The following is a 25,092-nucleotide window of genomic DNA, read 5'->3' on the forward strand; positions in this document are numbered from 1 at the left end:
GAATTTGAATTTATATTATTTCCCTAAGCAGAATTGTGAGAATAGCTGATTGATTAAACTATCTTGTACCGTATCACCAACAATTTCACCAAGAATTTCCCATGTTCGTGTGACATCAATTTGAATCATATCAACAGGAACATCTGCATTAGCAGCTTCAATTGCATCATCAATTCGATTAAGTGCTTGATGCAATAATGCAATATGGCGAGCGTTTGATACATATGTTAAATCACCAGCTTCAACAGAGCCTTCAAAGAATAATGCTGCGATTGCTTCTTCCAGCTCAGTAACACCTTCTTCTTGCAATAGCGAAGTGGTTACTAATTTACGATTACCCGCAAGTACTTTTACACGGTTTAAATCGATTTTTTGTGGTAAGTCTGTTTTATTGACAACAACGATGTAATCCATGTTTTGAATCGTTTCAAATAATCGCTCGTCTTCTTCGGTTAGCTCATCATTATAGTTTACAACAAGTAGGATTAAATCTGCCTCTTTTAAGACTTGGCGAGATCGTTCTACCCCGATTCGTTCAACAATGTCCTCTGTTTCACGAATCCCTGCTGTATCTACTAATCGAAGCGGTACGCCACGTACATTGACGTATTCCTCTATAATATCACGCGTTGTACCTGCTACATCAGTGACAATTGCTTTATTTTCTTGAACTAAGCTATTTAGTAATGAAGATTTCCCTACATTTGGTCGGCCTAAAATAACAGTTGATAAACCTTCACGCAAAATCTTACCTTGCGAAGATGTTTGTAAGAGCTTTTCAATTTCTTGTTTTACCCATGAAGATTTTTCTAACATCAATGGTATGGTCATTTCCTCTACATCATCATATTCTGGGTAATCGATATTTACCTCGACTTGCGCCAGTACTTCAATTAAAGCTTGACGTAATTCATTAATCAAACGTGATAATTTGCCATCCATTTGCCCAAGTGCTAAATTCATCGCTTTATCTGTTTTAGCACGAATCAAATCCATAACAGCTTCAGCTTGTGATAAGTCAATACGTCCATTTAAAAACGCTCGTTTTGTAAATTCCCCTGGTTCAGCCATTCGCGCACCGTTACGAAGCACTAGCTGAAGCACGCGATTAACGGAAACAAGCCCACCGTGACAGTTTATTTCTACTACATCCTCACGTGTAAAGGTTTTGGGTCCCTTCATCATTGATAACATGACTTCTTCGACTACTTCACCTGTTTCAACTTCTTTTAAATGACCATAATGGATCGTATGAGATGGTTGTGTGGATAACTTTTTCCCACTTGGCGAATGAAAAATACGATCTGCAATTTCAATTGCTTGGTCACCACTTAATCGGACAATAGCAATTGCTCCCTCGCCCATCGGTGTGGATATCGCTGCGATTGTATCAAACTCCATAATTACTACCTCCTATATTGGAAATTATCCACATGTGGATAATTAAAACCGTCTAACTCTCTAACATACAATAATACCATAAAGCAAAAAAATGAGCCCTTCTCAACTTTTGAGAAGGACTCTTTCACAATCCTTGTAAAAATTATCGAATTGGTTCAATTACTAAGTGGCGTTTTAAGTCGTCCCCTTCGGAATAGGTTTCAACATCCACTCGATCTGCTAATACATGATGAATAATTTTACGTTCATTTGCTGGCATTGGTTCAAGTTCAACTTTACGCCCAGTATGAACTGCCTTATCTGCCATACGACTTGCTAGTATTTCTAACGATTGTTGACGTCTTTCGCGATAATTTTCAACGTCTAGTTTTATCATGATAAAACGTTTGACATACTGATGTGCAACTAATTGCGTTAATTGTTGAAGTGCATTTAAAGTTTGACCGCGTTTGCCAATAAGGAGTGCTGCCTTTTCACTAGATAATCGGAAATTAATCGTTTTTCCCTTTTGTTCAACATTAATTTCAAGATCTTGGATCCCGAGTTGTTTTGAAATTTTACCCAAATATGTTTTTGACTGTTGAATTGCTTCCGTATAATCTACGGTTTCACTTTCTTCTACTCCTTCAACAACCTCTAACTCTTCTGTTTTAACAATTCGAGGTGATTCCTCTAATGTAGCTACAGAACTTATTCTAGTATCCGTATCATTTTGCTTCAATTCTTGTCGATTAATAGCAGTTTGAAACGTCTCTTCAAATTTTTCAGTGACTTCTTGTTTAGTATTTGGCATCTCTAGTTGCTTTTCTGTCACACGAACTTGTGCTTTTCGTGATCCAAAGCCTAAAAAACCTTTTTTTGCTTCTTGAATAATTTCAACATCTACTTGTTTTCGAGTAAGGTTAAGCTCATGCAAGGCTAGCAAGACTGCTTCCTCTACAGTTGCGCCTATTTGCGTAATCTGTTTCACTTTGGGCCCCTCCTGTCTTCGCAGGTTCTGTTGTTTTGTTCAAAGCACACATAACAAGATTCCATTCGTTGAGATCATACTCAACGAACCCCCCTGCAAAATTCTTTATTATTTTTTCATTATTCTATCATGGGATTTCTTGTTGTCTATACTACTTCTTCTTAAAACCTTCGCAATTTTTAAAACATGTTCAAGGCTCTTCTTTGTTTCATGAAAATTCATGGTGGCCGCCGGTTTCCGGGCGATAATGACGTAGTCCATATTTTGCGGAAGCTCATCGTTTAACTCGAAAAAGCTTTGGCGGACATAACGTTTAATTTGATTTCTTGTGACTGCCTTTGCAATTTTTTTATTTACTGATAATCCAATTCTGAATTCCTCTTGTCCCTCTTTTTCAAGATAGTAAACAACGAATTGGCGGTTTGCGAATGACTTACCTTTTTTAAACACTTTTTGGAAGTCTTCATTCTTTTTAATTCTGCGGCGTTTTTTCATTTTTGCACCTGCTTATTCTTTTTTTCTCTTCTCCCTCATATATAAAAGAAAAAAAGACCACTGAGAAAATTCAGTGGACTTATGCTGATAATACTTTTCTTCCTTTACGACGGCGAGCTGCGATCACTTTACGACCGTTTTTAGTAGCCATACGTGCACGGAAGCCATGTACTTTACTATGCTTACGTTTTTTTGGTTGGTATGTGCGTTTCATTAATATGACACCTCCTGATGAAAGTCTATTATCTAAATACTACAGACAGTCTTGCATATTATAGCTATTTTCAATCCATTTTGTCAACCATCTTCAAAAAAATGCTTTTTCAAATTGTTTAATGTTTTTCTCTTTTTTCTATGTTAAGGTTATCCACAGTTCTATTTTAAATACATAAAATCCTCTGTGAACATTTTTTCACACCAAAAAAATTATCCACAGTACTTACTGACAACTTTTACACAAGTTCATACATTGTGGATAACTCTATAGTGTATATTTATTCATTTTGTGGATAACCCCTTAAAACTCTTGTCATTCAATACTTTTCCTGATACAATTATTGTGTTTTACTCTGTAAATAAATATTTTCATACAAAATCTTATCCACAGTTGTTAATAACTTGTGGATAAGATTATCCACTATAACTGGATAAGGTTTATCCACAGGATGTGTTTACTGTGATTAGCAGTTGAAACACAAGCTGAATTTGATATAATTTTTCATTCAACCACAACCACTTGTAAAAATTTTATAGAATAGTTTTTTTAGAAAAGGAGAAAGAGCTTGGAACATATTGAACAGTTATGGGACAAAGTTCTCTCAGAAGCAAAGCAGAAGATCTCCAAGCCAAGCTTTGAAACTTGGCTGAAATCAACGAAATTGTTAGCCTATAAAGGCGATACTGTAACAATAGCAGCGCCCAATTCCTTTGGACGCGAATGGCTTGAAAACCATTATGTGCATTTAATTGCTGCTATTCTAGCTGAAATAACAGGTAAAGATTTGCACATTCGTTTCGTTGTTCAACAGGATCCGAACTTAGAGAATTTTGATATTCCATCACCTGGCATCCCAGAAAAACAAAATGAGCAACCTGAAACTTCTTCAGGAATGCTAAATTTAAAAAACACTTTTGACACATACGTCATTGGAGCAGGCAACCGTTTTGCACATGCAGCTTCTTTAGCAGTAGCAGAAGCACCAGCCAAAGCATATAATCCTCTATTTATCTACGGAGGAGTTGGGCTTGGTAAAACTCACTTAATGCATGCTATTGGTCACTATGTATTAGAACATAATCCAAATGCAAAGGTAGTTTATCTATCATCTGAAAAGTTTACGAATGAGTTCATTAATTCAATCCGCGATAACAAAGCAGAAGCATTTCGTAATAAATATCGCAGTGTAGATGTGCTACTAATAGATGATATTCAATTTTTAGCTGGAAAAGAATCGACTCAGGAAGAATTTTTCCATACCTTTAACACTTTGCACGAAGAATCAAAGCAAATTGTAATCTCAAGCGATCGTCCTCCCAAAGAAATTCCAACATTAGAGGACAGATTGCGTTCACGCTTTGAGTGGGGACTTATTACAGATATTGCGCCACCAGATTTGGAAACACGTATTGCTATCTTGCGTAAAAAGGCAAAAGCCGATAACCTGGATATTCCAAATGAAGTAATGCTCTACATTGCTAACCAAATCGACTCTAACATTCGTGAATTAGAGGGTGCTCTAATTCGTGTAGTAGCATACTCTTCACTTGTCAATGAAGACATAACAGCTGATTTAGCTGCACAAGCATTAAAAAATATTATTCCTAATGCTACGCCACGCACATTAACCATTTTAGATATTCAAAAAGCTGTAGGTGAGCATTACCACATTAAGTTAGAGGATTTTACAGCTAAAAAGCGTACAAAATCGATTGCATTTCCTAGACAAGTGGCTATGTATTTATCTCGTGAAATGACGGACTGTTCTCTACCTAAAATAGGTGACGAATTTGGCGGTCGAGACCACACAACTGTCATTCATGCACATGAAAAAATATCATCTCTTTTAAAAGATGATCAAGGTCTTCAACAAGACATTAAGCAGATTAAAAGTATGTTAGGAAAATAATTTTCACTGTGGATAACAAGAAAGTTAACAACAAACTTATACACAGTCTATCTACATGTGGATAGACTGATTTTATTTGGTTCAAGAGACTTACCCACAAATCCACAGCCCCTATTACTATATCTATTAATCTTTTAAATAAAAATAAATAATATATAAGTGAGGTAGTAACAATGAAATTTGATATCATGAGAGATCGTTTACTTGATGGATTAAATGATGTCATGAAAGCAGTAAGTTCCAAAACAACAATTCCTATTTTGACTGGTATTAAAATTGATGTATCAGCAAACGGTATGACGTTAACAGGTAGTGATGCAGATATTACAATCCAAACATCTATTCCTGTAGAAGAAGATGGAGAACAACTAATTCATGTAACAGAATCAGGTTCAATCGTACTACAGGCAAAAATGTTCAATGAAATTATACGTAAATTGCCTACAAATGATGTAGAAATTGAAGTAACAGATCAATTCCAAACAAGAATTCGTTCTGGGAAATCAGATTTCCATTTAATTGGTCTTGATGCAGCTGAATACCCTATGCTTCCTGAAATCTCACCAGATCGCCAAATTACTTTACCTGCAGATCTATTAAAATCTGTTATCCGTGAAACAGTCTTTGCTGTTTCTACAAGTGAAAGTCGTCCCGTGTTGACAGGTGTAAAGTGGCAAATTAAAGAAGACGGTTTAGTATGTGTAGCAACAGATAGCCACCGATTAGCACGTAGAAAAGTAACTTTAGAACATTTACCAACTGAAGAAGCAAATGTTGTAATACCAGGTAAAAGCTTAAATGAATTAAGCAAAATTCTAAGTGACTCAACAACTCCTGTTGATATATTTATGACGAACCAACAAGTTTTATTCAAAACTTCTGATGTCTTATTTTTCTCTCGCCTATTAGAGGGCAATTATCCTGATACAACGCGCTTGATTCCAGAAGAATACAACACAAATGTTACGATTAATGGAAAATCACTTTTACAAGCAATTGACCGTGCATCATTACTGGCTCGTGAAGATCGTAACAACGTAGTTCGTTTCTCTACATTGGCAGATAACAATATTGAAATTTCTTCGAACTCACCTGAAATCGGTAAAGTTGAAGAAGAAATTCAGGTAGAATCGCTAGAAGGTGAAGAGTTACGTATTTCATTCAGTGCAAAGTATATGATGGATGCTTTAAAAGCAATTGATGGCCAAGAAGTAGTTATTCAATTTACTGGCGCAATGCGTCCATTTATTATTCGTTCTGTTCATGATGATGCAATACTTCAATTGATTTTACCTGTCCGTACTTACTAAATGTTTTGTTGATATAACATTAAACTAAATTATTTCCCAAAATTAATTAGTACCAGGTGCTAATTATGAGTTTTATTTAAAAAGGGTAGTCATTTCAGTGACTATCCTTTTTACTTATGAACAAAAGTTCGGTAAAATAGAATTAGACATGAATAGAAGCAGAGGATGAAAAAATAGTGAATGATATTGTATTAGAAAGTGAATTTGTAACACTGGGGCAATTTCTTAAAATGACGGATGCAATTAGCTCAGGTGGGATGGCCAAATGGTTTTTGCAAGAAAATGATGTCTATGTAAATGGTGAGATTGATCGTAGAAGAGGTCGTAAACTACATGCAGGGGATTTAGTAAATATTCCAGGGTGCGGAAGATTTTCCCTAGTAGATTCAAAAAGCGAGGAATAGCATGTACATTGAGCGACTAAAGCTGACCAACTATCGGAATTATGAATCTCTCGACTTATCTTTTTCTCCAAAGATTAATGTTTTCATTGGTGAAAATGCACAAGGTAAAACGAATGTTATGGAATCTATTTATGTTTTAGCTATGGCTAAATCGCACCGTACATCGAGTGAGAAAGAATTGATACGGTGGGAGCAAGACTATGGTAAAATAGAAGGTGACGTTCAGAAGAAATATGGTCACTTACCGTTAGAGTTGACGATTTCTAAAAAAGGGAAGAAGGCAAAAGCAAATCATTTAGAACAGAGTCGCTTAAGCGATTATATTGGACAAATGAATGTCGTCATGTTTGCCCCGGAAGACTTAACTGTAGTTAAAGGCAGTCCTCAAATTAGAAGACGTTTTCTCGATATGGAAATCGGGCAAATTTCTCCAGTATATTTACATGATTTATTGACTTTTCAAAAGTTGTTAAAGCAACGCAATCATTTACTTAAACAAAATCAAGGGAAACAAACATTGCAAGATGTGATGTTTGATGTTTATACAGAGCAGTATATTGAAGCGGCTGTTAAGGTTATTCATAAAAGATTTCATTTTATGGAGTTGCTACAGGAATGGGCAGGTCCAATTCATTATGGAATTTCGAGAAATCTCGAAGAAATGAAAATTCGCTATCGTCCAGTTAGCGGTATGGATGCGGAATGGTCGCCAGAACAAATGGCTGCTCATTTAGCTGTAAAATTAAAAGAAGCTCTGCCTCGGGAATTAGAAAGAGGCGTTACACTAATTGGTCCGCATCGTGATGATTTGCAATTTATTGTAAATGGTTATGATGTTCAAACTTATGGATCACAAGGGCAACAACGGACAACGGCCTTATCACTCAAATTAGCTGAAATAGAACTTATTAAGCAAGAAGTTGGGGAAGCGCCTATCTTACTATTGGATGATGTTCTTTCAGAATTAGATGATTACCGTCAGTCACATTTATTGAACACGATTAAAGGTGAAGTACAGACCTTTGTGACAACTACAAGTGTAGAGGGTATAGATCATGAAACAATTCGTGAATCAGCAATGTTTCATGTGAAACAAGGTTCCGTGGATGCTGAGAAAGACTAGTATTCCGCGGATTTTGTAGGTTTAAGAGAATTACAAATAATGCATACTAATGCCATGAAAGAGTAGGTGGAACAATAATGGCGATCGAAGACAATAAAAAGCCTGTTGCGTATGATGCAGATCAAATTCAAGTATTAGAAGGTTTAGAAGCCGTTCGTAAACGTCCCGGTATGTATATCGGTTCAACAAGTTCCAAAGGGTTGCATCACCTCGTTTGGGAAATTGTAGACAATAGTATTGATGAAGCATTAGCTGGCTATTGTTCCGAAATTACAGTAGCAATTGAAAAAGATAACTGGATTCGTGTAGAAGATAATGGTCGTGGTATTCCTGTTGATACACAAGAAAAAGTGGGTAAACCAGCTGTCGAAGTAATTATGACTGTACTTCATGCTGGAGGTAAATTCGGCGGTGGCGGATATAAAGTGTCTGGTGGTCTACATGGTGTAGGTGCCTCAGTTGTAAATGCACTTTCAGTAGAAACCATTGTACAAGTACACAGAGATGGCCATATTCATGAAATTAAATTTGAACGTGGTACAACCGTACAACCTCTAAAAGTCATTGGTGATACAGATCATAATGGTACAACAACACGATTCAAAGCAGACGGAGAAATCTTCAAAGAAACAACAGTTTATGAATTTGATATCCTAGCACATCGTATTCGTGAACTTGCTTATTTGAATCGCGGTATTAGTATTTCCATCGTAGATGAACGTGGCGAAGAAATTCGCAAAAATACTTATCATTATGAAGGTGGTATTAAATCGTACGTTGAACATATCAACGAGAAGAAAGAACCACTTCATGAAGCAATCGATTTAAAAGGTGAAAAAGATGGGATATCTGTTGAAATAGCTATGCAATACAACTCAGGCTTTTCATCAAATATTTTCTCTTTCGCAAATAATATCAACACCTACGAAGGCGGTACACACGAATCAGGGTTTAAAACTGCTCTTACACGTGTAATCAATGATTATGCCCGGAAAAATCATTTATTAAAAGATTCAGATGCTAATTTATCAGGTGAAGACGTTCGTGAAGGCTTAGTTGCCATTGTTTCTATTAAACATCCAGATCCACAATTCGAAGGTCAAACAAAAACAAAATTAGGAAACTCTGAAGTAAGTGCTATTACAAACTCATTGTTCTCTGAACGCTTTGAAAGATTTTTATTAGAAAATCCGACAGTTGCAAGAACAATCGTTGATAAAGGTTTAGTTGCATCTCGTGCTCGTGTAGCAGCAAAGAAAGCCAGAGAAATGACACGACGCAAATCAGCATTAGAAGTATCAAGCTTGCCAGGTAAACTAGCAGACTGTTCATCTCGTCATCCAGAAGAATGCGAAATTTATATCGTAGAAGGTGACTCTGCTGGTGGTTCAGCAAAATCTGGCCGTGATCGCCACTTCCAAGCAATTTTGCCGTTGAAGGGTAAAATTTTAAATGTTGAAAAAGCGCGTTTAGATCGCATTTTATCAAATGCTGAAATCCGAGCTATGATTACTGCAATCGGTACAGGGATTGGTGAAGAATTTGCTTTGGAAAAGGCACGTTACCATAAAATTGTCATTATGACAGATGCCGATGTCGATGGAGCGCATATTAGAACTCTATTATTAACATTCTTTTTCCGCTTTATGCGACCACTTATTGAAGCTGGATATATTTACATCGCCCAACCACCATTATTTAAAGTAGCGCAAGGTAAACATGTTGAATATTGCTATAGTGATAAAGAATTGCAAGAAATACTAGAACGCTTACCAAAGCAACCGAAACCAGGAATCCAACGGTATAAAGGTCTTGGTGAAATGGATGCTGAACAATTATGGGACACTACAATGGACCCGGATCACCGAGTTCTATTACAAGTAGAATTAGATGATGCTATAGAAGCAGATCAAACATTTGAACAATTAATGGGTGACGATGTTGAACCAAGACGTCAATTTATTCACGAAAATGCTGTTTATGTAGAAAACTTAGATATTTAGTTATTTTCGAAGGGAGGTCAGCACTTTGTCTGAAACAAACAACTCCGGCGTTAAAGGAGTAAATATTACTAAAACAATCAAAACTTCATTTTTAGATTATGCAATGAGTGTTATCGTTTCTCGTGCACTACCAGATGTTCGTGATGGTCTTAAACCAGTACAACGTCGTATTTTATATGGTATGCAAGAGCTAGGTAGTACTTCAGATAAACCATATAAGAAATCAGCTCGTATCGTTGGGGATGTTATGGGTAAGTACCATCCACATGGTGACTCCTCAATCTATGAAGCAATGGTACGTATGGCGCAAGATTTTAGCTATCGTTATATGTTAGTTGATGGTCATGGTAACTTCGGTTCTGTTGATGGAGATGGCGCTGCTGCCATGCGTTATACAGAATCACGTATGTCTAAAATCGCGATGGAAATGCTACGCGATATTAACAAGGATACAATTGATTATCAAGATAACTATGATGGAAACGAAAAAGAACCAGTCGTATTACCAGCCCGTTATCCAAACTTACTTGTTAATGGTGTATCAGGGATTGCTGTAGGTATGGCAACAAATATTCCACCTCATCAATTAGGTGAGGTCATAGATGGCGTATTAGCTGTTTCAAATAATCCGGCTATTACAACAGAAGAACTGCTAGAAATTATTCCTGGACCAGATTTTCCAACTGGTGGCTTAATTTTAGGTAGAAGTGGTATTCGCCGTGCTTATGAAACTGGCCGCGGATCTATTGTGATTCGTGCGCGTGTGGAAATTGAACAAAAGTCAAGTGGTAAAGAAGTAATCGTAATTAATGAACTTCCTTACCAAGTCAACAAAGCACGTTTAATCGAAAAAATTGCAGAACTAGTGCGAGATAAGAAAATAGATGGCATTACAAATATTCGCGATGAATCTGACCGTACAGGTATGCGCGTTACAATTGATGTGCGAAAAGATGCGAATGCAAATGTCGTATTAAATAACTTATATAAACAAACAGCAATGCAAACAAGTTTCGGTATTAATATGCTAGCTCTAGTCGGTGGTCAACCGAAAGTATTAAGCTTAAAAGAAGCACTTTATCATTACTTAGAACACCAAAAAGTTGTGATTCGTAGACGTACTGAATTTGAGTTACGTAAAGCTGAAAGCCGAGCACATATTTTAGAAGGTTTACGTATTGCACTTGACCATATTGATGAAATTATTAGCTTGATTCGAGCATCTCAAACTACAGAAATAGCGAAAAATGGCTTGATGGAAAAATTCAATCTAAGTGAACGTCAAGCTCAAGCCATTTTAGATATGCGTCTACAACGTTTAACTGGTTTAGAACGAGATAAAATTGAAGCAGAATATCAAGAATTGCTAGCACTGATTAAAGAATTAAAAGAAATTCTTGCAGATGAAGCGAAAATCCTCCAAATTATTCATGATGAATTATTAGAGGTAAAAGAACGCTTTAATGATGCACGTCGTACAGAAATAACTTCTGGTGGCATGGAAATGATTGAGGATGAAGATTTGATTCCTGTTGAAAATTCCGTGATTACACTAACACATAATGGATATATCAAACGTCTTCCTGCCAATACTTATCGTAGCCAACGTCGTGGTGGACGTGGTGTACAGGGCATGGGTACACATGAAGATGACTTTGTAGAACATTTACTTTATACATCTACTCATGACACTATTCTTTTCTTTACTTCTAAAGGTAAAGTATTTAGAGCTAAAGGTTATGAAATTCCCGAATTTGGCAGAACGGCAAAAGGCTTGCCAATAGTTAATTTATTAAATGTAGATAAGGGAGAAAAAGTAACTGCTGTAATCCGTGTATCATCTTATGATGAAGATGCACACTTCGTCTTCACAACACGAACAGGGGTTACAAAACGTACACCATTATCAAACTTTGCTAATATCCGTACAAACGGTTTAATTGCTATTTCACTACGTGAAGATGACGAGTTAATCTCTGTGCGCCTAACGGATGGGCAAAAGGAAATTATTATTGGTACACATGATGGTATGCTGGTACGCTTTAATGAAGAGGATATCCGTTCGATGGGACGTACTGCAGCTGGTGTCCGTGGTATTCGATTAAGAGATGATGACTATGTTGTTGGTATGGAAATCGTTGAACCAGATCAAGAAATACTTGTAGTAACTGAAAAGGGGTACGGTAAACGAACTCCTGAAGCAGAGTATCGTCTACAAAATCGTGGTGGTGTAGGGATCAAAACTTGCCAAATCACTGATAAGAACGGACCTCTAGTAGCGGTAAAAACAGTTGATGGGCAAGAAGATATTATGCTAATGACCATTAACGGTATGTTAATTCGTATGGATATTGATGATATTTCTGTTACTGGACGTAGCACTCAAGGTGTTCGCTTAATTCGTCTATCTGATGATGAATTAGTCGCAACTGTAGCTAAAGTTAAAAAAGAGTCTGATGAAGAAATTGAATTAGATGAATTAGAAGTGGCTGAAGAAGTTGAATCAACTGAAGAAGCTACAAATGATAACGAAACTTCAGAAGAATAATTAATAGATATCATTACTTTATATATTAGAAAAAAGGAACGCATTTAGCGTTCCTTTTTCTTTGTATTAAATTCTCTGTGATGATTGGGACAAATTAAGCTTTGGTGCAAAAGGATAAATTTTTAACTAGAAAAGTATTTAGTATTTATGAAATTGATTCATTTATAAATTTTTTTATTGGATTGAATCGAATGATGTTTAGTAAATAGCAAAGTCACTATTACAATTAAAAAAAAATTCAGTTACAATAAATCTAATATTATTAATTCCGAAGGGGGGATATGTTTGGATACTAAATTAGTGAAAGTGTCCGATTTACGGTTAGGTAGCGTTATTGCAAAAGATATTATAGCTAACACTCAGTTTCCTATCATATATAAAAATACTAAAGTTGCACGGGATCATTTGCCAGTATTAAAAGCCTTTCAAATTTCCCAAGTGCCAGTATTAGCTTCTTCTATCGAACTAGAAAAAGCTAATAAACAGGAAGTGGCGGCTACATCAAGTGAACAAAGAGAAACAATAGAAGAAGCATACATAACACCATTTGAAAGAAAATACATCGATGTAGTAGAAAAGTTTAAAATGGAGTTTTTAAATTGGGAGTCTGGTAGTAAGGTAGATATCACAAAAGTTAGAACAAATATTTTACCGTTAATTCATGATGTTTTAGAAAATCGAGAAAAAATATTTATATTGAATGAGTTCTCAGATAGCAAAAACTATATTCACCATCACTCTATAGCAATTAGTTTAATCTGTGCCGTTATTGCACAAAAAATGGGCTATAGTAAAGGTGATATTATCCAAATTGCTATAGCAGGCGCAGTTGCAGATTGCGGTATGGCGAAAGTTGGAAAGAAAATAAGGGAGAAAAATGGACCTTTAACAGAATATGAGTTTAAGGAAATTCAGGAGCACCCTTATTATAGCTTGCAAATGGTCAATAGTATTTCAATTCTTAAATCAGATATGAAGATTGCAGTATATCAACATCATGAAAGATTAGATGGTAGTGGTTATCCAAGAGGCGACAAGGGAAATGCAATCTCAATATATGCCCATATTATTGCAGTAGCAGATGTATTCCACGCAATGACTTGTGAAAGAGTATATCGTACAAAAGAGTCCCCATTTAAGGTATTAGAAATGATACGGGAATCTGAATTTGGAAAATTTAATATTAAAGTTGTGCAAGCGTTAACCACTTGTGTAGCGGACTTAGCATTAGGAACAAAAGTAGAACTTTCAAATGGTTTAGAAGGATCTATTGTATTTACTAACAAAACAACAGAAACAAGACCTGTAGTTAAATTAGACGGTTCGAATGATATTATCGATCTTGCAAAAAATAGAAGTATATATATTGAACGTTTAATTTTATGATAAATAAAGGATTCTTTACTATAATACAGATAGTGTTAAGTCTTCTATTTATAGCAAAAGAATCTTTTGTTCTCTTTATGAAAAATATATATTGACATTATCTAATTAAATAGATATACTTTATAAGTCGCTAACAAGTGACAATCAAAAATCATATTAATCTCTTGAAAAAAACTCTTTTAAAAAGATGTTGACAACGAAAGATTATAATGATATAATAATTAAGTCGTTAAGATGACGACGAGATATGAACCTTGAAAACTGAACAAGCAAGACGTTAATCAATAAACTTTGTTCACTAACTTCTGTTAGTAACAAGGACAAACAATAGATATCATCTTATAGATGATACGCTAGCAAAGCTAATGAGCTTTCAAACTTTACTTTTATGGAGAGTTTGATCCTGGCTCAGGACGAACGCTGGCGGCGTGCCTAATACATGCAAGTCGAGCGAATGATGAGGAGCTTGCTCCTCTGATTTAGCGGCGGACGGGTGAGTAACACGTGGGCAACCTGCCCTGTAGACTGGGATAACTTCGGGAAACCGGAGCTAATACCGGATAATCCATCTTCTCTCATGTGAAGATGTTGAAAGGCGCTTCGGCGTCACTACAGGATGGGCCCGCGGTGCATTAGCTAGTTGGTGGGGTAACGGCCTACCAAGGCAACGATGCATAGCCGACCTGAGAGGGTGATCGGCCACATTGGGACTGAGACACGGCCCAAACTCCTACGGGAGGCAGCAGTAGGGAATCTTCCACAATGGACGAAAGTCTGATGGAGCAACGCCGCGTGAGTGATGAAGGTTTTCGGATCGTAAAACTCTGTTGTAAGGGAAGAACAAGTACGTTAGGAAATGAACGTACCTTGACGGTACCTTATTAGAAAGCCACGGCTAACTACGTGCCAGCAGCCGCGGTAATACGTAGGTGGCAAGCGTTGTCCGGATTTATTGGGCGTAAAGCGCGCGCAGGTGGTTTCTTAAGTCTGATGTGAAAGCCCACGGCTCAACCGTGGAGGGTCATTGGAAACTGGGGAACTTGAGTGCAGAAGAGGATAGTGGAATTCCAAGTGTAGCGGTGAAATGCGTAGAGATTTGGAGGAACACCAGTGGCGAAGGCGACTGTCTGGTCTGTAACTGACACTGAGGCGCGAAAGCGTGGGGAGCAAACAGGATTAGATACCCTGGTAGTCCACGCCGTAAACGATGAGTGCTAAGTGTTAGGGGGTTTCCGCCCCTTAGTGCTGCAGCTAACGCATTAAGCACTCCGCCTGGGGAGTACGACCGCAAGGTTGAAACTCAAAGGAATTGACGGGGGCCCGCACAAGCGGTGGAGCATGTGGTTTAATTCGAAGCAACGCGAAGAACCTTACCAGGTCTTGACATCCCAGTGACCGCTCTAGAGATAGAGTTTTCCCTTCGGGGACATTGGTGACAGGTGGTGCATGGTTGTCGTCAGCTCGTGTCGTGAGATGTTGGGTTAAGTCCCGCAACGAGCGCAACCCTTAATCTTAGTTGCCATCATTTAGTTGGGCACTCTAAGGTGACTGCCGGTGACAAACCGGAGGAAGGTGGGGATGACGTCAAATCATCATGCCCCTTATGACCTGGGCTACACACGTGCTACAATGGACGGTACAAAGAGTCGCTAACTCGCGAGAGTACGCTAATCTCATAAAACCGTTCTCAGTTCGGATTGTAGGCTGCAACTCGCCTACATGAAGCCGGAATCGCTAGTAATCGCGGATCAGCATGCCGCGGTGAATACGTTCCCGGGCCTTGTACACACCGCCCGTCACACCACGAGAGTTTGTAACACCCGAAGTCGGTGAGGTAACCTTTTGGAGCCAGCCGCCGAAGGTGGGATAGATGATTGGGGTGAAGTCGTAACAAGGTAGCCGTATCGGAAGGTGCGGCTGGATCACCTCCTTTCTAAGGAATATTTCGGAAATAAGTTCTTGGAACTTATACGATTAACGCTTGCTGTTCAGTTTTGAAGGCTCATCGCTTTCAAAACTTGTTCTTTGAAAACTGGATAAAACGACATTGAAGAAATTCTTAAGTAACACATTTTTTATATTAAGTTTTAAATTTTTTAGGCTTAATAACTTATAGGTTAAGTTATTAAGGGCGCATGGCGGATGCCTTGGCACTAGAAGCCGATGAAGGACGGCACTAACACCGATATGCTTCGGGGAGCTGTAAGTAAGCTTTGATCCGGAGATTTCCGAATGGGGGAACCCACTGTTCGTAATGGGACAGTATCTTGACGTGAATACATAGCGTCATGATGGCAGACTCAGGGAACTGAAACATCTAAGTACCTGAAGGAAGAGAAAGAAATTTCGATTCCCTTAGTAGCGGCGAGCGAAACGGGAAGAGCCCAAACCAAGAGGCTTGCCTCTTGGGGTTGTAGGACACTCAATACGGAGTTACAAAGGAATGAGTTAGACGAAGCGGTTTGGAAAGACCCACCAAAGAAGGTAACAGTCCTGTAGTCAAAAGTTCATTCTCTCCTGAGTGGATCCTGAGTACGGCGGAACACGTGAAATTCCGTCGGAATCTGGGAGGACCATCTCCCAAGGCTAAATACTCTCTAGTGACCGATAGTGAACCAGTACCGTGAGGGAAAGGTGAAAAGCACCCCGGGAGGGGAGTGAAAGAGATCCTGAAACCATGTGCCTACAAGTAGTTAGAGCCCGTTAATGGGTGATAGCGTGCCTTTTGTAGAATGAACCGGCGAGTTACGATTACATGCAAGGTTAAGTTGAAAAGACGGAGCCGTAGCGAAAGCGAGTCTGAATAGGGCGAATGAGTATGTGGTTGTAGACCCGAAACCAGGTGATCTACCCATGTCCAGGGTGAAGGTAAGGTAACACTTACTGGAGGCCCGAACCCACGCACGTTGAAAAGTGCGGGGATGAGGTGTGGGTAGCGGAGAAATTCCAATCGAACCTGGAGATAGCTGGTTCTCTCCGAAATAGCTTTAGGGCTAGCCTCGTGATAGAGAATCCTGGAGGTAGAGCACTGTTTGGACTAGGGGTCCATCCCGGATTACCGAATTCAGACAAACTCCGAATGCCAGTGATTTATGCACGGGAGTCAGACTGCGAGTGATAAGATCCGTAGTCAAAAGGGAAACAGCCCAGACCACCAGCTAAGGTCCCAAAGTAATTGTTAAGTGGAAAAGGATGTGGCGTTGCTTAGACAACCAGGATGTTGGCTCAGAAGCAGCCATCATTTAAAGAGTGCGTAATAGCTCACTGGTCGAGTGACGCTGCGCCGAAAATGTATCGGGGCTAAACAATTCACCGAAGCTGTGGATAGACATCTACGATGTCTGTGGTAGGAGAGCGTTCTAAGTGCTGAGAAGTCAGACCGGAAGGACTGGTGGAGCGCTTAGAAGTGAGAATGCCGGTATGAGTAGCGAAAGATGGGTGAGAATCCCATCCACCGAATGACTAAGGTTTCCTGAGGAAGGCTCGTCCTCTCAGGGTTAGTCGGGACCTAAGCCGAGGCCGATAGGCGTAGGCGATGGATAACAGGTTGATATTCCTGTACCACCTCCCTACCATTTGAGTAATGGGGGGACACAGTAGGATAGGGTAAGCGCACTGTTGGTTATGTGCGTCTAAATAGTAAGGCGTGAGAGTAGGCAAATCCACTCTCTATAACGTTGAGCTATGATGGCGAGCTCGTATGAGCGAAGTTCCTGATTTCACACTGTCAAGAAAAGCCTCTAGCGAGGTAGGAGGTGCCCGTACCGCAAACCGACACAGGTAGTCGAGGAGAGAATCCTAAGGTGAGCGAGAGAACTCTCGTTAAGGAACTCGGCAAAATGACCCCGTAACTTCGGGAGAAGGGGTGCTCTAGTAGGGTGCAAGCCCGAGAGAGCCGCAGTGAATAGGCCCAGGCGACTGTTTAGCAAAAACACAGGTCTCTGCAAAACCGTAAGGTGACGTATAGGGGCTGACGCCTGCCCGGTGCTGGAAGGTTAAGGGGATTGCTTAGCGTAAGCGAAGGTGAGAACCGAAGCCCCAGTAAACGGCGGCCGTAACTATAACGGTCCTAAGGTAGCGAAATTCCTTGTCGGGTAAGTTCCGACCCGCACGAAAGGCGTAACGATCTGGGCACTGTCTCAACGAGAGACTCGGTGAAATTATAGTACCTGTGAAGATGCAGGTTACCCGCGACAGGACGGAAAGACCCCGTGGAGCTTTACTGTAGCCTGATATTGAATTTTGGTACAGCTTGTACAGGATAGGTAGGAGCCAGAGAGACCGGAGCGCCAGCTTCGGTGGAGGCGTCCTTGGGATACTACCCCAGCTGTATTGAAATTCTAACCCGTACCCCTTAGCGGGGTAGGAGACAGTGTCAGGCGGACAGTTTGACTGGGGCGGTCGCCTCCTAAAGAGTAACGGAGGCGCCCAAAGGTTCCCTCAGAATGGTTGGAAATCATTCGTAGAGTGTAAAGGCACAAGGGAGCTTGACTGCGAGACCTACAAGTCGAGCAGGGTCGAAAGACGGGCTTAGTGATCCGGTGGTTCCGCATGGAAGGGCCATCGCTCAACGGATAAAAGCTACCCCGGGGATAACAGGCTTATCTCCCCCAAGAGTCCACATCGACGGGGAGGTTTGGCACCTCGATGTCGGCTCATCGCATCCTGGGGCTGTAGTCGGTCCCAAGGGTTGGGCTGTTCGCCCATTAAAGCGGTACGCGAGCTGGGTTCAGAACGTCGTGAGACAGTTCGGTCCCTATCCGTCGTGGGCGTAGGAAATTTGAGAGGAGCTGTCCTTAGTACGAGAGGACCGGGATGGACACACCGCTGGTGTACCAGTTGTTCTGCCAAGAGCATCGCTGGGTAGCTATGTGTGGACGGGATAAGTGCTGAAAGCATCTAAGCATGAAGCCCCCCTCAAGATGAGATTTCCCATTACGCAAGTAAGTAAGATCCCTTGAAGACGACAAGGTAGATAGGTTCGAGGTGGAAGTGTGGTGACACATGGAGCTGACGAATACTAATAGATCGAGGACTTAACCAAAAGTTGATTTAAGAACTTCAATGAATGTTTATCCAGTTTTGAGAGAACAATCTCAATAGTCTAGTAATGATGGCAAAGAGGTCACACCTGTTCCCATGCCGAACACAGAAGTTAAGCTCTTTAGCGCCAATGGTAGTTGGGGGCTGTCCCCCTGCGAGAGTAGGACGTTGCTAGGCACACTTAAAGCACAACTGATTATTTAGTTGTGCTTTTTCTTTTGCTTATTTCTAAGTATTTATGATTTGTTGTCCTCGATTTATTAATATATTTTGTAAGGATGCTTTTAGTTGTAGAGAAGGCTCTAAAAGAATACATTGATAATAGAGAAAATAATAATTTAAAAGAAAGGGGTACTGAAAGTGGCAACTATTTATGATTTTACAGTACAAGCAATTAATGGAGAACAGCAACCATTAAAACAATATGAGGGACAACCATTACTGATTGTCAATACAGCTAGTAAATGTGGATTCACACCACAATTTAAAGAATTGCAAGAACTCTACGAGAAGTATAAAAACCAGGGATTTACAATCCTAGGCTTTCCTTGTAGCCAATTTAATAATCAAGAATTTGTTAATATTGATGAGACTTTATCTTATTGCCAAATGAATTATGATGTTCAATTTCCTATGTTTGCTAAAGTAGATGTAAAAGGCGAAAATGCCTCACCATTGTTTAAATTTTTGATTTCAGAAAAGAAAGGGCTATTAACGGAAAATATTAAATGGAATTTTACTAAGTTCTTAGTTGATTCAAATGGTCATGTTGTATCAAGGTATGCTCCACAAACATCCCCATTAAAAATTGAAAATGATATAAAAGCCTTATTATAAAGAAAAATCTAAATAATCTTACTTATTCCAGATTCCTTGACAAGTAAACGTTTCCGTTGTTAATCTTACAATTAATATATTTTTTATAGGAGGAGTTCAAGAAATGTGGGAAACGAAATTTGCCAAAGAAGGTTTAACATTTGATGATGTACTGCTTGTACCAGCACATTCTGAAGTATTACCGAAAGAAGTGGATTTATCAGTTAATTTAACACCAAAGATTAAATTAAATATTCCTGTTATTAGTGCTGGTATGGATACAGTAACTGAAGCACCAATGGCTATTGCAATGGCACGTCAAGGTGGCTTAGGTATTATTCATAAAAATATGAGTATCGAAGAACAAGCTGAACATGTTGAAAAAGTTAAACGATCTGAAAATGGTGTAATTACGAATCCGTTTTTCTTAACACCTTCTCATCAGGTATTTGATGCAGAACATCTAATGGGTAAATATAGAATTTCAGGTGTTCCAATTGTGAACAATATGGAAGATCAAAAATTAGTAGGTATTATTACAAACCGTGATTTACGTTTTGTTCAAGACTACTCTATTAAGATTGATGATGTGATGACAAAAGAAGATTTAATCACAGCACCTGTTGGCACTACATTAGAAGAAGCAGAAAAAATGCTACAACAATATAAAATAGAAAAGCTACCTATTGTTGACGAAGATGGTGTTTTAACAGGATTGATCACTATTAAAGACATTGAAAAAGTAATGGAATATCCAAACGCTGCAAAAGATGAGCTTGGACGTTTACTTGTAGGTGCTGCAGTGGGAGTAACAAAGGATTCAATGCATCGAATTCAAAAATTAGTTGAAGCACAAGTAGATGTAATCGTAATTGATACAGCACACGGTCATTCACAAGGCGTACTAGAGCAAGTGAGAAATATCCGCAACACATTCCCTGACTTAACTATTATTGCAGGAAATGTAGCAACAGCTGAAGCTACTAAAGCTTTATACGAAGCTGGTGCAGACATAGTGAAAGTTGGTATTGGACCTGGTTCTATTTGTACTACTCGCGTTGTAGCTGGCGTAGGTGTACCACAAATCACAGCTATATATGATTGTGCTACAGAAGCTCGTCGCCAAGGTAAAACAATTATTGCTGACGGTGGTATTAAATACTCAGGCGATATAGTGAAAGCTCTAGCAGCTGGTGGACATACTGTTATGTTAGGAAGCTTACTGGCAGGTACTTCTGAATCTCCTGGAGAAACAGAAATTTTCCAAGGACGTCGTTTCAAAGTATATCGCGGTATGGGTTCAGTTGCAGCAATGGAAAACGGCTCAAAAGATCGCTACTTCCAACAAGATGCAAAGAAACTTGTCCCAGAAGGTATTGAAGGACGTCTTCCATACAAAGGGCCTTTATCTGATACAATTCATCAATTACTTGGTGGTGTTCGTGCAGGCATGGGCTACTGCGGAACAAAAGATCTTCATGATTTGCGTGAAAATGCACAATTTGTACGTATGACTGGAGCTGGCTTAAAGGAAAGCCATCCACATGATGTACAAATTACGAAAGAAGCACCAAATTATTCACTAGCATAAGATTGCATCTTTAGCACCCTTTTCGCATCAATTTATGAAGCGGAAAGGGTGTTTTTTATATCCCATGGTTGAACTCCCTTATTCTATGTTAAAATGAGCGAGACAAGTCTATACATAAACGGAGGTAGAATGGTGAAGACATCAAGAAAAAGCAAAATTTTTAGTATTGTGATAGCTGTTGCACTTATGTTTAGCATGATTGCAACTATTCCAGCAGGAAATACAGCAAGTGCTAAAGATAATCTAGGTTTACATGTTAAAGGTGCTATTTTAATAGATGCTGATTCAGGTAAAATCTTGTACGAAAAAAATGCTGATCAAGCACTAGGTATAGCAAGTATGTCAAAAATGATGACAGAATATATTCTGTTAGACGCGATTAATGCTGGTAAAATTAAGTGGGATCAAAAATATAAAGTCTCTGAATATGCATATAAGATTTCGCAAGATCGTGCATTAAGTAATGTACCACTACGTGCAGATGGTGAGTATACAATTAGAGAGTTATATGAAGCAATGGCAATTTACTCTGCAAACGCAGCAACAATTGCAATCGCTGAAACAATTGCAGGATCTGAAACTGAGTTTCTAACATTAATGAACAAAAAAGCAAAAGAATTAGGCTTAAAAGATTACCACTTTGTAAATGCTACAGGTCTTAACAATGCACAATTACAAGGGATGCAACCAGACGGTACACCTGCTAATGCAGAAAACAAAATGCCTGCAAAATCTGTTGCAAAACTTGCCTATCATCTTCTAAAAGATCACCCTGAAGTATTAAAGACTTCTAGTATTTCAAGAAAAACATTCCGTGAAGGCACTGATGATGCTATTAAAATGGATAACTGGAATTTTATGTTGCCAGGGCTTGTTGCAGAATATAAAGGAGTCGATGGACTTAAAACAGGTACTACAGATTATGCTGGACAATGTTTCACTGGTACAGCAAAACGCAATGGTACACGCTTAATAGCAGTTGTTATGCATGCGGAAGGGCCACAACATATCGCACGTTTCAATGCAGCTCGTACATTATTTGATTATGGCTTTGGTCAATTTACAACAGAAGAGATTGTACCAGCAGGCCACACATTTAAAAGCCAAAAAACAGTAGCAGTTAATGACGGTAAAGATTCAAATGTAAAAATCGCTACTAAAGATGCTGTTTCTATGATGGTGAAAACTAGTGAAGCAGATGATTATGAAGCAAAACTTGTACTAGATAAAAAATCATTAAATGCTCCTGCTAAAAAGGGAACTGTTGTTGGCCATGTAGAAATCAATAAAAAATCTGGTAAAGATTATGGCTTTATAGATGGATCAGTGAGTAATGCAGATGTTGTTACAACAGCAACCGTAGAAAAAGCAAGTTGGTTGTCACTTTCATTCAAAAAAATTGGTAACTTCTTCACGGGATTATTCTAGTGATATAAGATATGAAAAAGGATTGGCAAAATAGCCAATCCTTTTTTTACGCTTGTTTAATCCCCCAACAACTCATTAGCTGTTGAATAGCTTTTGGAATCTCTTCTTCCTCTAATCCCCCAAAGCCTAGTAAAAATTGGTCTTCTCGCTTTTGTATTGTAGGAGCAAGCATATACTCTTTGATTGGTGTAATGCGTATACCTCGTTGTAATGCAATGTTACTTAAAGTAGTAGCATTTAGCTCATGCTTAACTGTTAAAATTACGTGCATCCCAGCTTGCTCACCAGAGATTGTAACCATTGGGGCATACGGAGTAAGCGCAAGTGTCACCTTTTCTAACTTTTTTCGATAAATTTTCCGCATCCGATTTAAATGCTTAGAAAAATGCCCATCCCGCATAAATTGTGCCAAAATATGTTGCTCGAAACGGGGGACTGTAGAAGTATAGTATGTGAACATATTATGATATTGGGATAATAACTTTTTAGGTAATACAAAGTACGCTATACGCAAAGATGGCATTAAGGATTTAGAAAAAGTACTGATATAGATTACTGTATCTCTATGATCCATTCCTTGTAGAGAAGCAATTGGTTTGCCGATATAGCGGAATTCACTGTCATAATCATCTTCAATAATAAAACGTTCTTCATCGTGTGCGGCCCAATTTAATAGTTGAGAGCGGCGTGAGGCTGAAAGTACAGCTCCTGTTGGAAATTGATGTGATGGTGTAACATAAGCAATATTTGCACTTGAACCTTCGAGTTGTTGAATCTGTATCCCATCCTCATCAACCTCAATCGGGATTACCTTTTGGTTGTATTGATTGAAAATATGATGAGTCAAGGTGTATCCGGGATTCTCAATAGCATACTGATTAGCTTCTCCTAAGAGCTTCATAATCATTGGTAGGAGTTGTTCGGTACCGGAGCCTAATACAATTTGTTCAGGAGAGCATAGAACACCCCTTGATTGATATAAATAGCTTGCGATTTGTTCACGTAATTCAAGTTCACCTTGTGCAGATCCAATCAGTAATAAATCTTTTTCATGATAGTCAATGGCATCTTTTGCATATTTGCGCCAAGTGCTAAAAGGGAAAGATGCAGTATCAATTTTACCAGGGTTAAAATCAATCAGAATTTGGCGTTCTGAAGGGATTTCTAACTCGCTGTGAGGGAGAGTTTTCTCCACATAGGCTAACTCCTCAATTGCTTCAACAAAGAAGCCTACACGTGATTTTGAAGCAATATATCCCTCTGCTATTAACTGTGAATAGGCAAGTTCAATTGTTGTTTGGCTAATTGATAGAAACTCAGCAAGCTTTCGTTTTGAAGGAAGCTTTGAATTAACAACAATAGTGCCTTCTATAATGCCCTTTTTTATTTCTTCATAAAGCTGCTCGTAAAGTGGAGTTATTGAATCCTTTTCTAGTTGAATCATAAGCATATCCATAAAATCGCCCCTAACTGACCATATCGAAAAATGAATATCTGAATCTTTTTATATGGTCAATTTTCTTTATACTTACATCATACTAGTTTTTAGGAGGGAAAGAAATGGTTATTCAAACAGGTACAGAACGAGTTAAACGAGGTATGGCAGAAATGCAAAAGGGTGGCGTCATTATGGACGTTATTAATGCAGAACAAGCAAAAATTGCAGAGGCAGCTGGAGCAGTGGCAGTAATGGCATTAGAACGCGTACCATCGGATATTCGTGCTGCTGGTGGTGTTGCACGTATGGCGGATCCACGTATTGTGGAAGAAGTAATGGGGGCTGTATCCATTCCAGTCATGGCAAAGGCACGTATTGGACATATTGTAGAAGCACGCGTACTTGAATCTATGGGAGTAGATTACATAGATGAAAGTGAAGTATTAACACCAGCAGATGAAGAATTTCACTTACTAAAAAGTGAATACACTGTACCGTTTGTTTGTGGCTGTCGTGACTTAGGTGAAGCAGCTCGTCGTATAGGTGAAGGTGCATCTATGCTACGTACAAAAGGCGAACCGGGAACAGGGAATATCGTTGAAGCCGTAAGACATATACGTAAAGTAAATGCACAAGTACGTAAAGTTGCAAATATGACGAAAGATGAGTTAATGACAGAAGCCAAAATTTTAGGTGCACCTTTTGAAGTGTTACTTGAAATTAACCGTTTAGGTCACTTACCGGTTGTCAATTTTGCCGCTGGAGGAGTTGCTACACCAGCAGATGCAGCATTGATGATGGAATTAGGAGCAGATGGCGTATTTGTTGGTTCAGGTATTTTTAAATCGGAAAATCCAGAGAAATTTGCTCGTGCAATTGTGGAAGCCACTACGAATTACCAAGATTATGAATTAATCGCAGAAGTGTCAAAAGAGCTTGGTATACCAATGAAAGGAATAGATATTTCAAAACTTGCTCCACAAGATCGTATGCAGGATCGAGGTTGGTAG

Annotated in this window: 16 protein-coding genes and 3 rRNA genes; 14 read left to right on the forward strand and 5 right to left on the reverse strand. The window is 38.9% G+C overall.

Going from position 1 to position 25,092, the window contains the following annotated elements; all coding sequences use genetic code 11:
• Positions 1-15: 15 nt before the first annotated feature.
• From mnmE to rpmH, 4 genes are all read right to left on the reverse strand, one after another.
• A complete protein-coding gene (gene mnmE / locus Q8X41_RS12750) occupies positions 16-1,401 on the reverse strand; it encodes a tRNA uridine-5-carboxymethylaminomethyl(34) synthesis GTPase MnmE (protein ID WP_397536694.1) in 1,386 nt (461 codons plus the stop codon).
• Positions 1,402-1,543: 142 nt separating this feature from the next.
• Entirely contained in the window at positions 1,544-2,371 is an 828-nt protein-coding gene (gene jag / locus Q8X41_RS12755) for an RNA-binding cell elongation regulator Jag/EloR (protein ID WP_397536695.1), read from the reverse strand.
• Positions 2,372-2,479: 108 nt separating this feature from the next.
• Entirely contained in the window at positions 2,480-2,866 is a 387-nt protein-coding gene (gene rnpA, locus Q8X41_RS12760) for a ribonuclease P protein component (protein ID WP_397536696.1), read from the reverse strand.
• A gap of 79 nt (positions 2,867-2,945) precedes the next feature.
• The gene (rpmH, locus tag Q8X41_RS12765) at positions 2,946-3,080 is read right to left on the reverse strand and encodes a 50S ribosomal protein L34 (RefSeq protein WP_066791201.1); all 135 of its coding nucleotides are present in this window, start codon (positions 3,078-3,080) and stop codon (positions 2,946-2,948) included.
• Between the two features lie 568 nt (positions 3,081-3,648).
• Here rpmH and dnaA point away from each other — a divergent pair.
• The 13 genes from dnaA (at position 3,649) to Q8X41_RS12830 (ending at position 22,644) form a co-directional block, all read left to right on the forward strand.
• On the forward strand, positions 3,649-4,992 hold the full coding sequence (gene dnaA / locus Q8X41_RS12770; RefSeq protein ID WP_397536697.1) for a chromosomal replication initiator protein DnaA: 1,344 nt from the start codon (positions 3,649-3,651) through the stop codon (positions 4,990-4,992).
• Between the two features lie 173 nt (positions 4,993-5,165).
• On the forward strand, positions 5,166-6,302 hold the full coding sequence (gene dnaN / locus Q8X41_RS12775) for a DNA polymerase III subunit beta (protein WP_397536698.1): 1,137 nt from the start codon (positions 5,166-5,168) through the stop codon (positions 6,300-6,302).
• 176 nt (positions 6,303-6,478) lie between these two features.
• Complete coding sequence (gene yaaA / locus Q8X41_RS12780) at positions 6,479-6,706, forward strand: S4 domain-containing protein YaaA (RefSeq protein WP_397536699.1); 228 nt, start codon at positions 6,479-6,481, stop codon at positions 6,704-6,706.
• 1 nt (position 6,707) lies between these two features.
• Complete coding sequence (gene recF / locus Q8X41_RS12785) at positions 6,708-7,829, forward strand: DNA replication/repair protein RecF (RefSeq protein ID WP_397536700.1); 1,122 nt, start codon at positions 6,708-6,710, stop codon at positions 7,827-7,829.
• A 77-nt stretch (positions 7,830-7,906) separates the two neighbouring features.
• Complete coding sequence (gyrB, locus tag Q8X41_RS12790) at positions 7,907-9,832, forward strand: DNA topoisomerase (ATP-hydrolyzing) subunit B (protein WP_397536701.1); 1,926 nt, start codon at positions 7,907-7,909, stop codon at positions 9,830-9,832.
• Between the two features lie 25 nt (positions 9,833-9,857).
• Positions 9,858-12,380 (forward strand): DNA gyrase subunit A, encoded by a 2,523-nt coding sequence (gene gyrA / locus Q8X41_RS12795; RefSeq protein WP_397536702.1) that lies wholly within the window; start codon positions 9,858-9,860, stop codon positions 12,378-12,380.
• 285 nt (positions 12,381-12,665) lie between these two features.
• Positions 12,666-13,766, forward strand: coding sequence for an HD-GYP domain-containing protein (locus Q8X41_RS12800; RefSeq protein ID WP_397536703.1), 1,101 nt, complete (start codon positions 12,666-12,668; stop codon positions 13,764-13,766).
• A gap of 385 nt (positions 13,767-14,151) precedes the next feature.
• A 16S ribosomal RNA gene (locus tag Q8X41_RS12805) occupies positions 14,152-15,699 on the forward strand.
• A 182-nt stretch (positions 15,700-15,881) separates the two neighbouring features.
• Positions 15,882-18,810 (forward strand): 23S ribosomal RNA (locus Q8X41_RS12810).
• A gap of 59 nt (positions 18,811-18,869) precedes the next feature.
• Positions 18,870-18,986, forward strand: a 5S ribosomal RNA gene (gene rrf / locus Q8X41_RS12815).
• The 16S, 23S and 5S rRNA genes sit together here, the layout of an rRNA operon.
• 183 nt (positions 18,987-19,169) lie before the next feature.
• The gene (locus tag Q8X41_RS12820) at positions 19,170-19,646 is read left to right on the forward strand and encodes a glutathione peroxidase (protein WP_397536704.1); all 477 of its coding nucleotides are present in this window, start codon (positions 19,170-19,172) and stop codon (positions 19,644-19,646) included.
• Between the two features lie 103 nt (positions 19,647-19,749).
• Entirely contained in the window at positions 19,750-21,216 is a 1,467-nt protein-coding gene (guaB, locus tag Q8X41_RS12825; protein WP_397536705.1) for an IMP dehydrogenase, read from the forward strand.
• A 129-nt stretch (positions 21,217-21,345) separates the two neighbouring features.
• Positions 21,346-22,644, forward strand: coding sequence for a D-alanyl-D-alanine carboxypeptidase family protein (locus Q8X41_RS12830; protein ID WP_397536706.1), 1,299 nt, complete (start codon positions 21,346-21,348; stop codon positions 22,642-22,644).
• 46 nt (positions 22,645-22,690) lie between these two features.
• Here the strand turns inward: Q8X41_RS12830 and Q8X41_RS12835 are convergent, their stop codons facing one another.
• Positions 22,691-24,100, reverse strand: a complete 1,410-nt coding sequence (locus tag Q8X41_RS12835; RefSeq protein WP_397536707.1) for a PLP-dependent aminotransferase family protein — start codon at positions 24,098-24,100, stop codon at positions 22,691-22,693.
• 104 nt (positions 24,101-24,204) lie between these two features.
• Between Q8X41_RS12835 and pdxS the strand changes: the two genes are divergently transcribed.
• The gene (gene pdxS / locus Q8X41_RS12840; RefSeq protein WP_397536708.1) at positions 24,205-25,092 is read left to right on the forward strand and encodes a pyridoxal 5'-phosphate synthase lyase subunit PdxS; all 888 of its coding nucleotides are present in this window, start codon (positions 24,205-24,207) and stop codon (positions 25,090-25,092) included.

Source organism: Rummeliibacillus pycnus, assembly GCF_044359855.1.
Lineage (GTDB): Bacteria > Bacillota > Bacilli > Bacillales_A > Planococcaceae > Rummeliibacillus > Rummeliibacillus pycnus_A.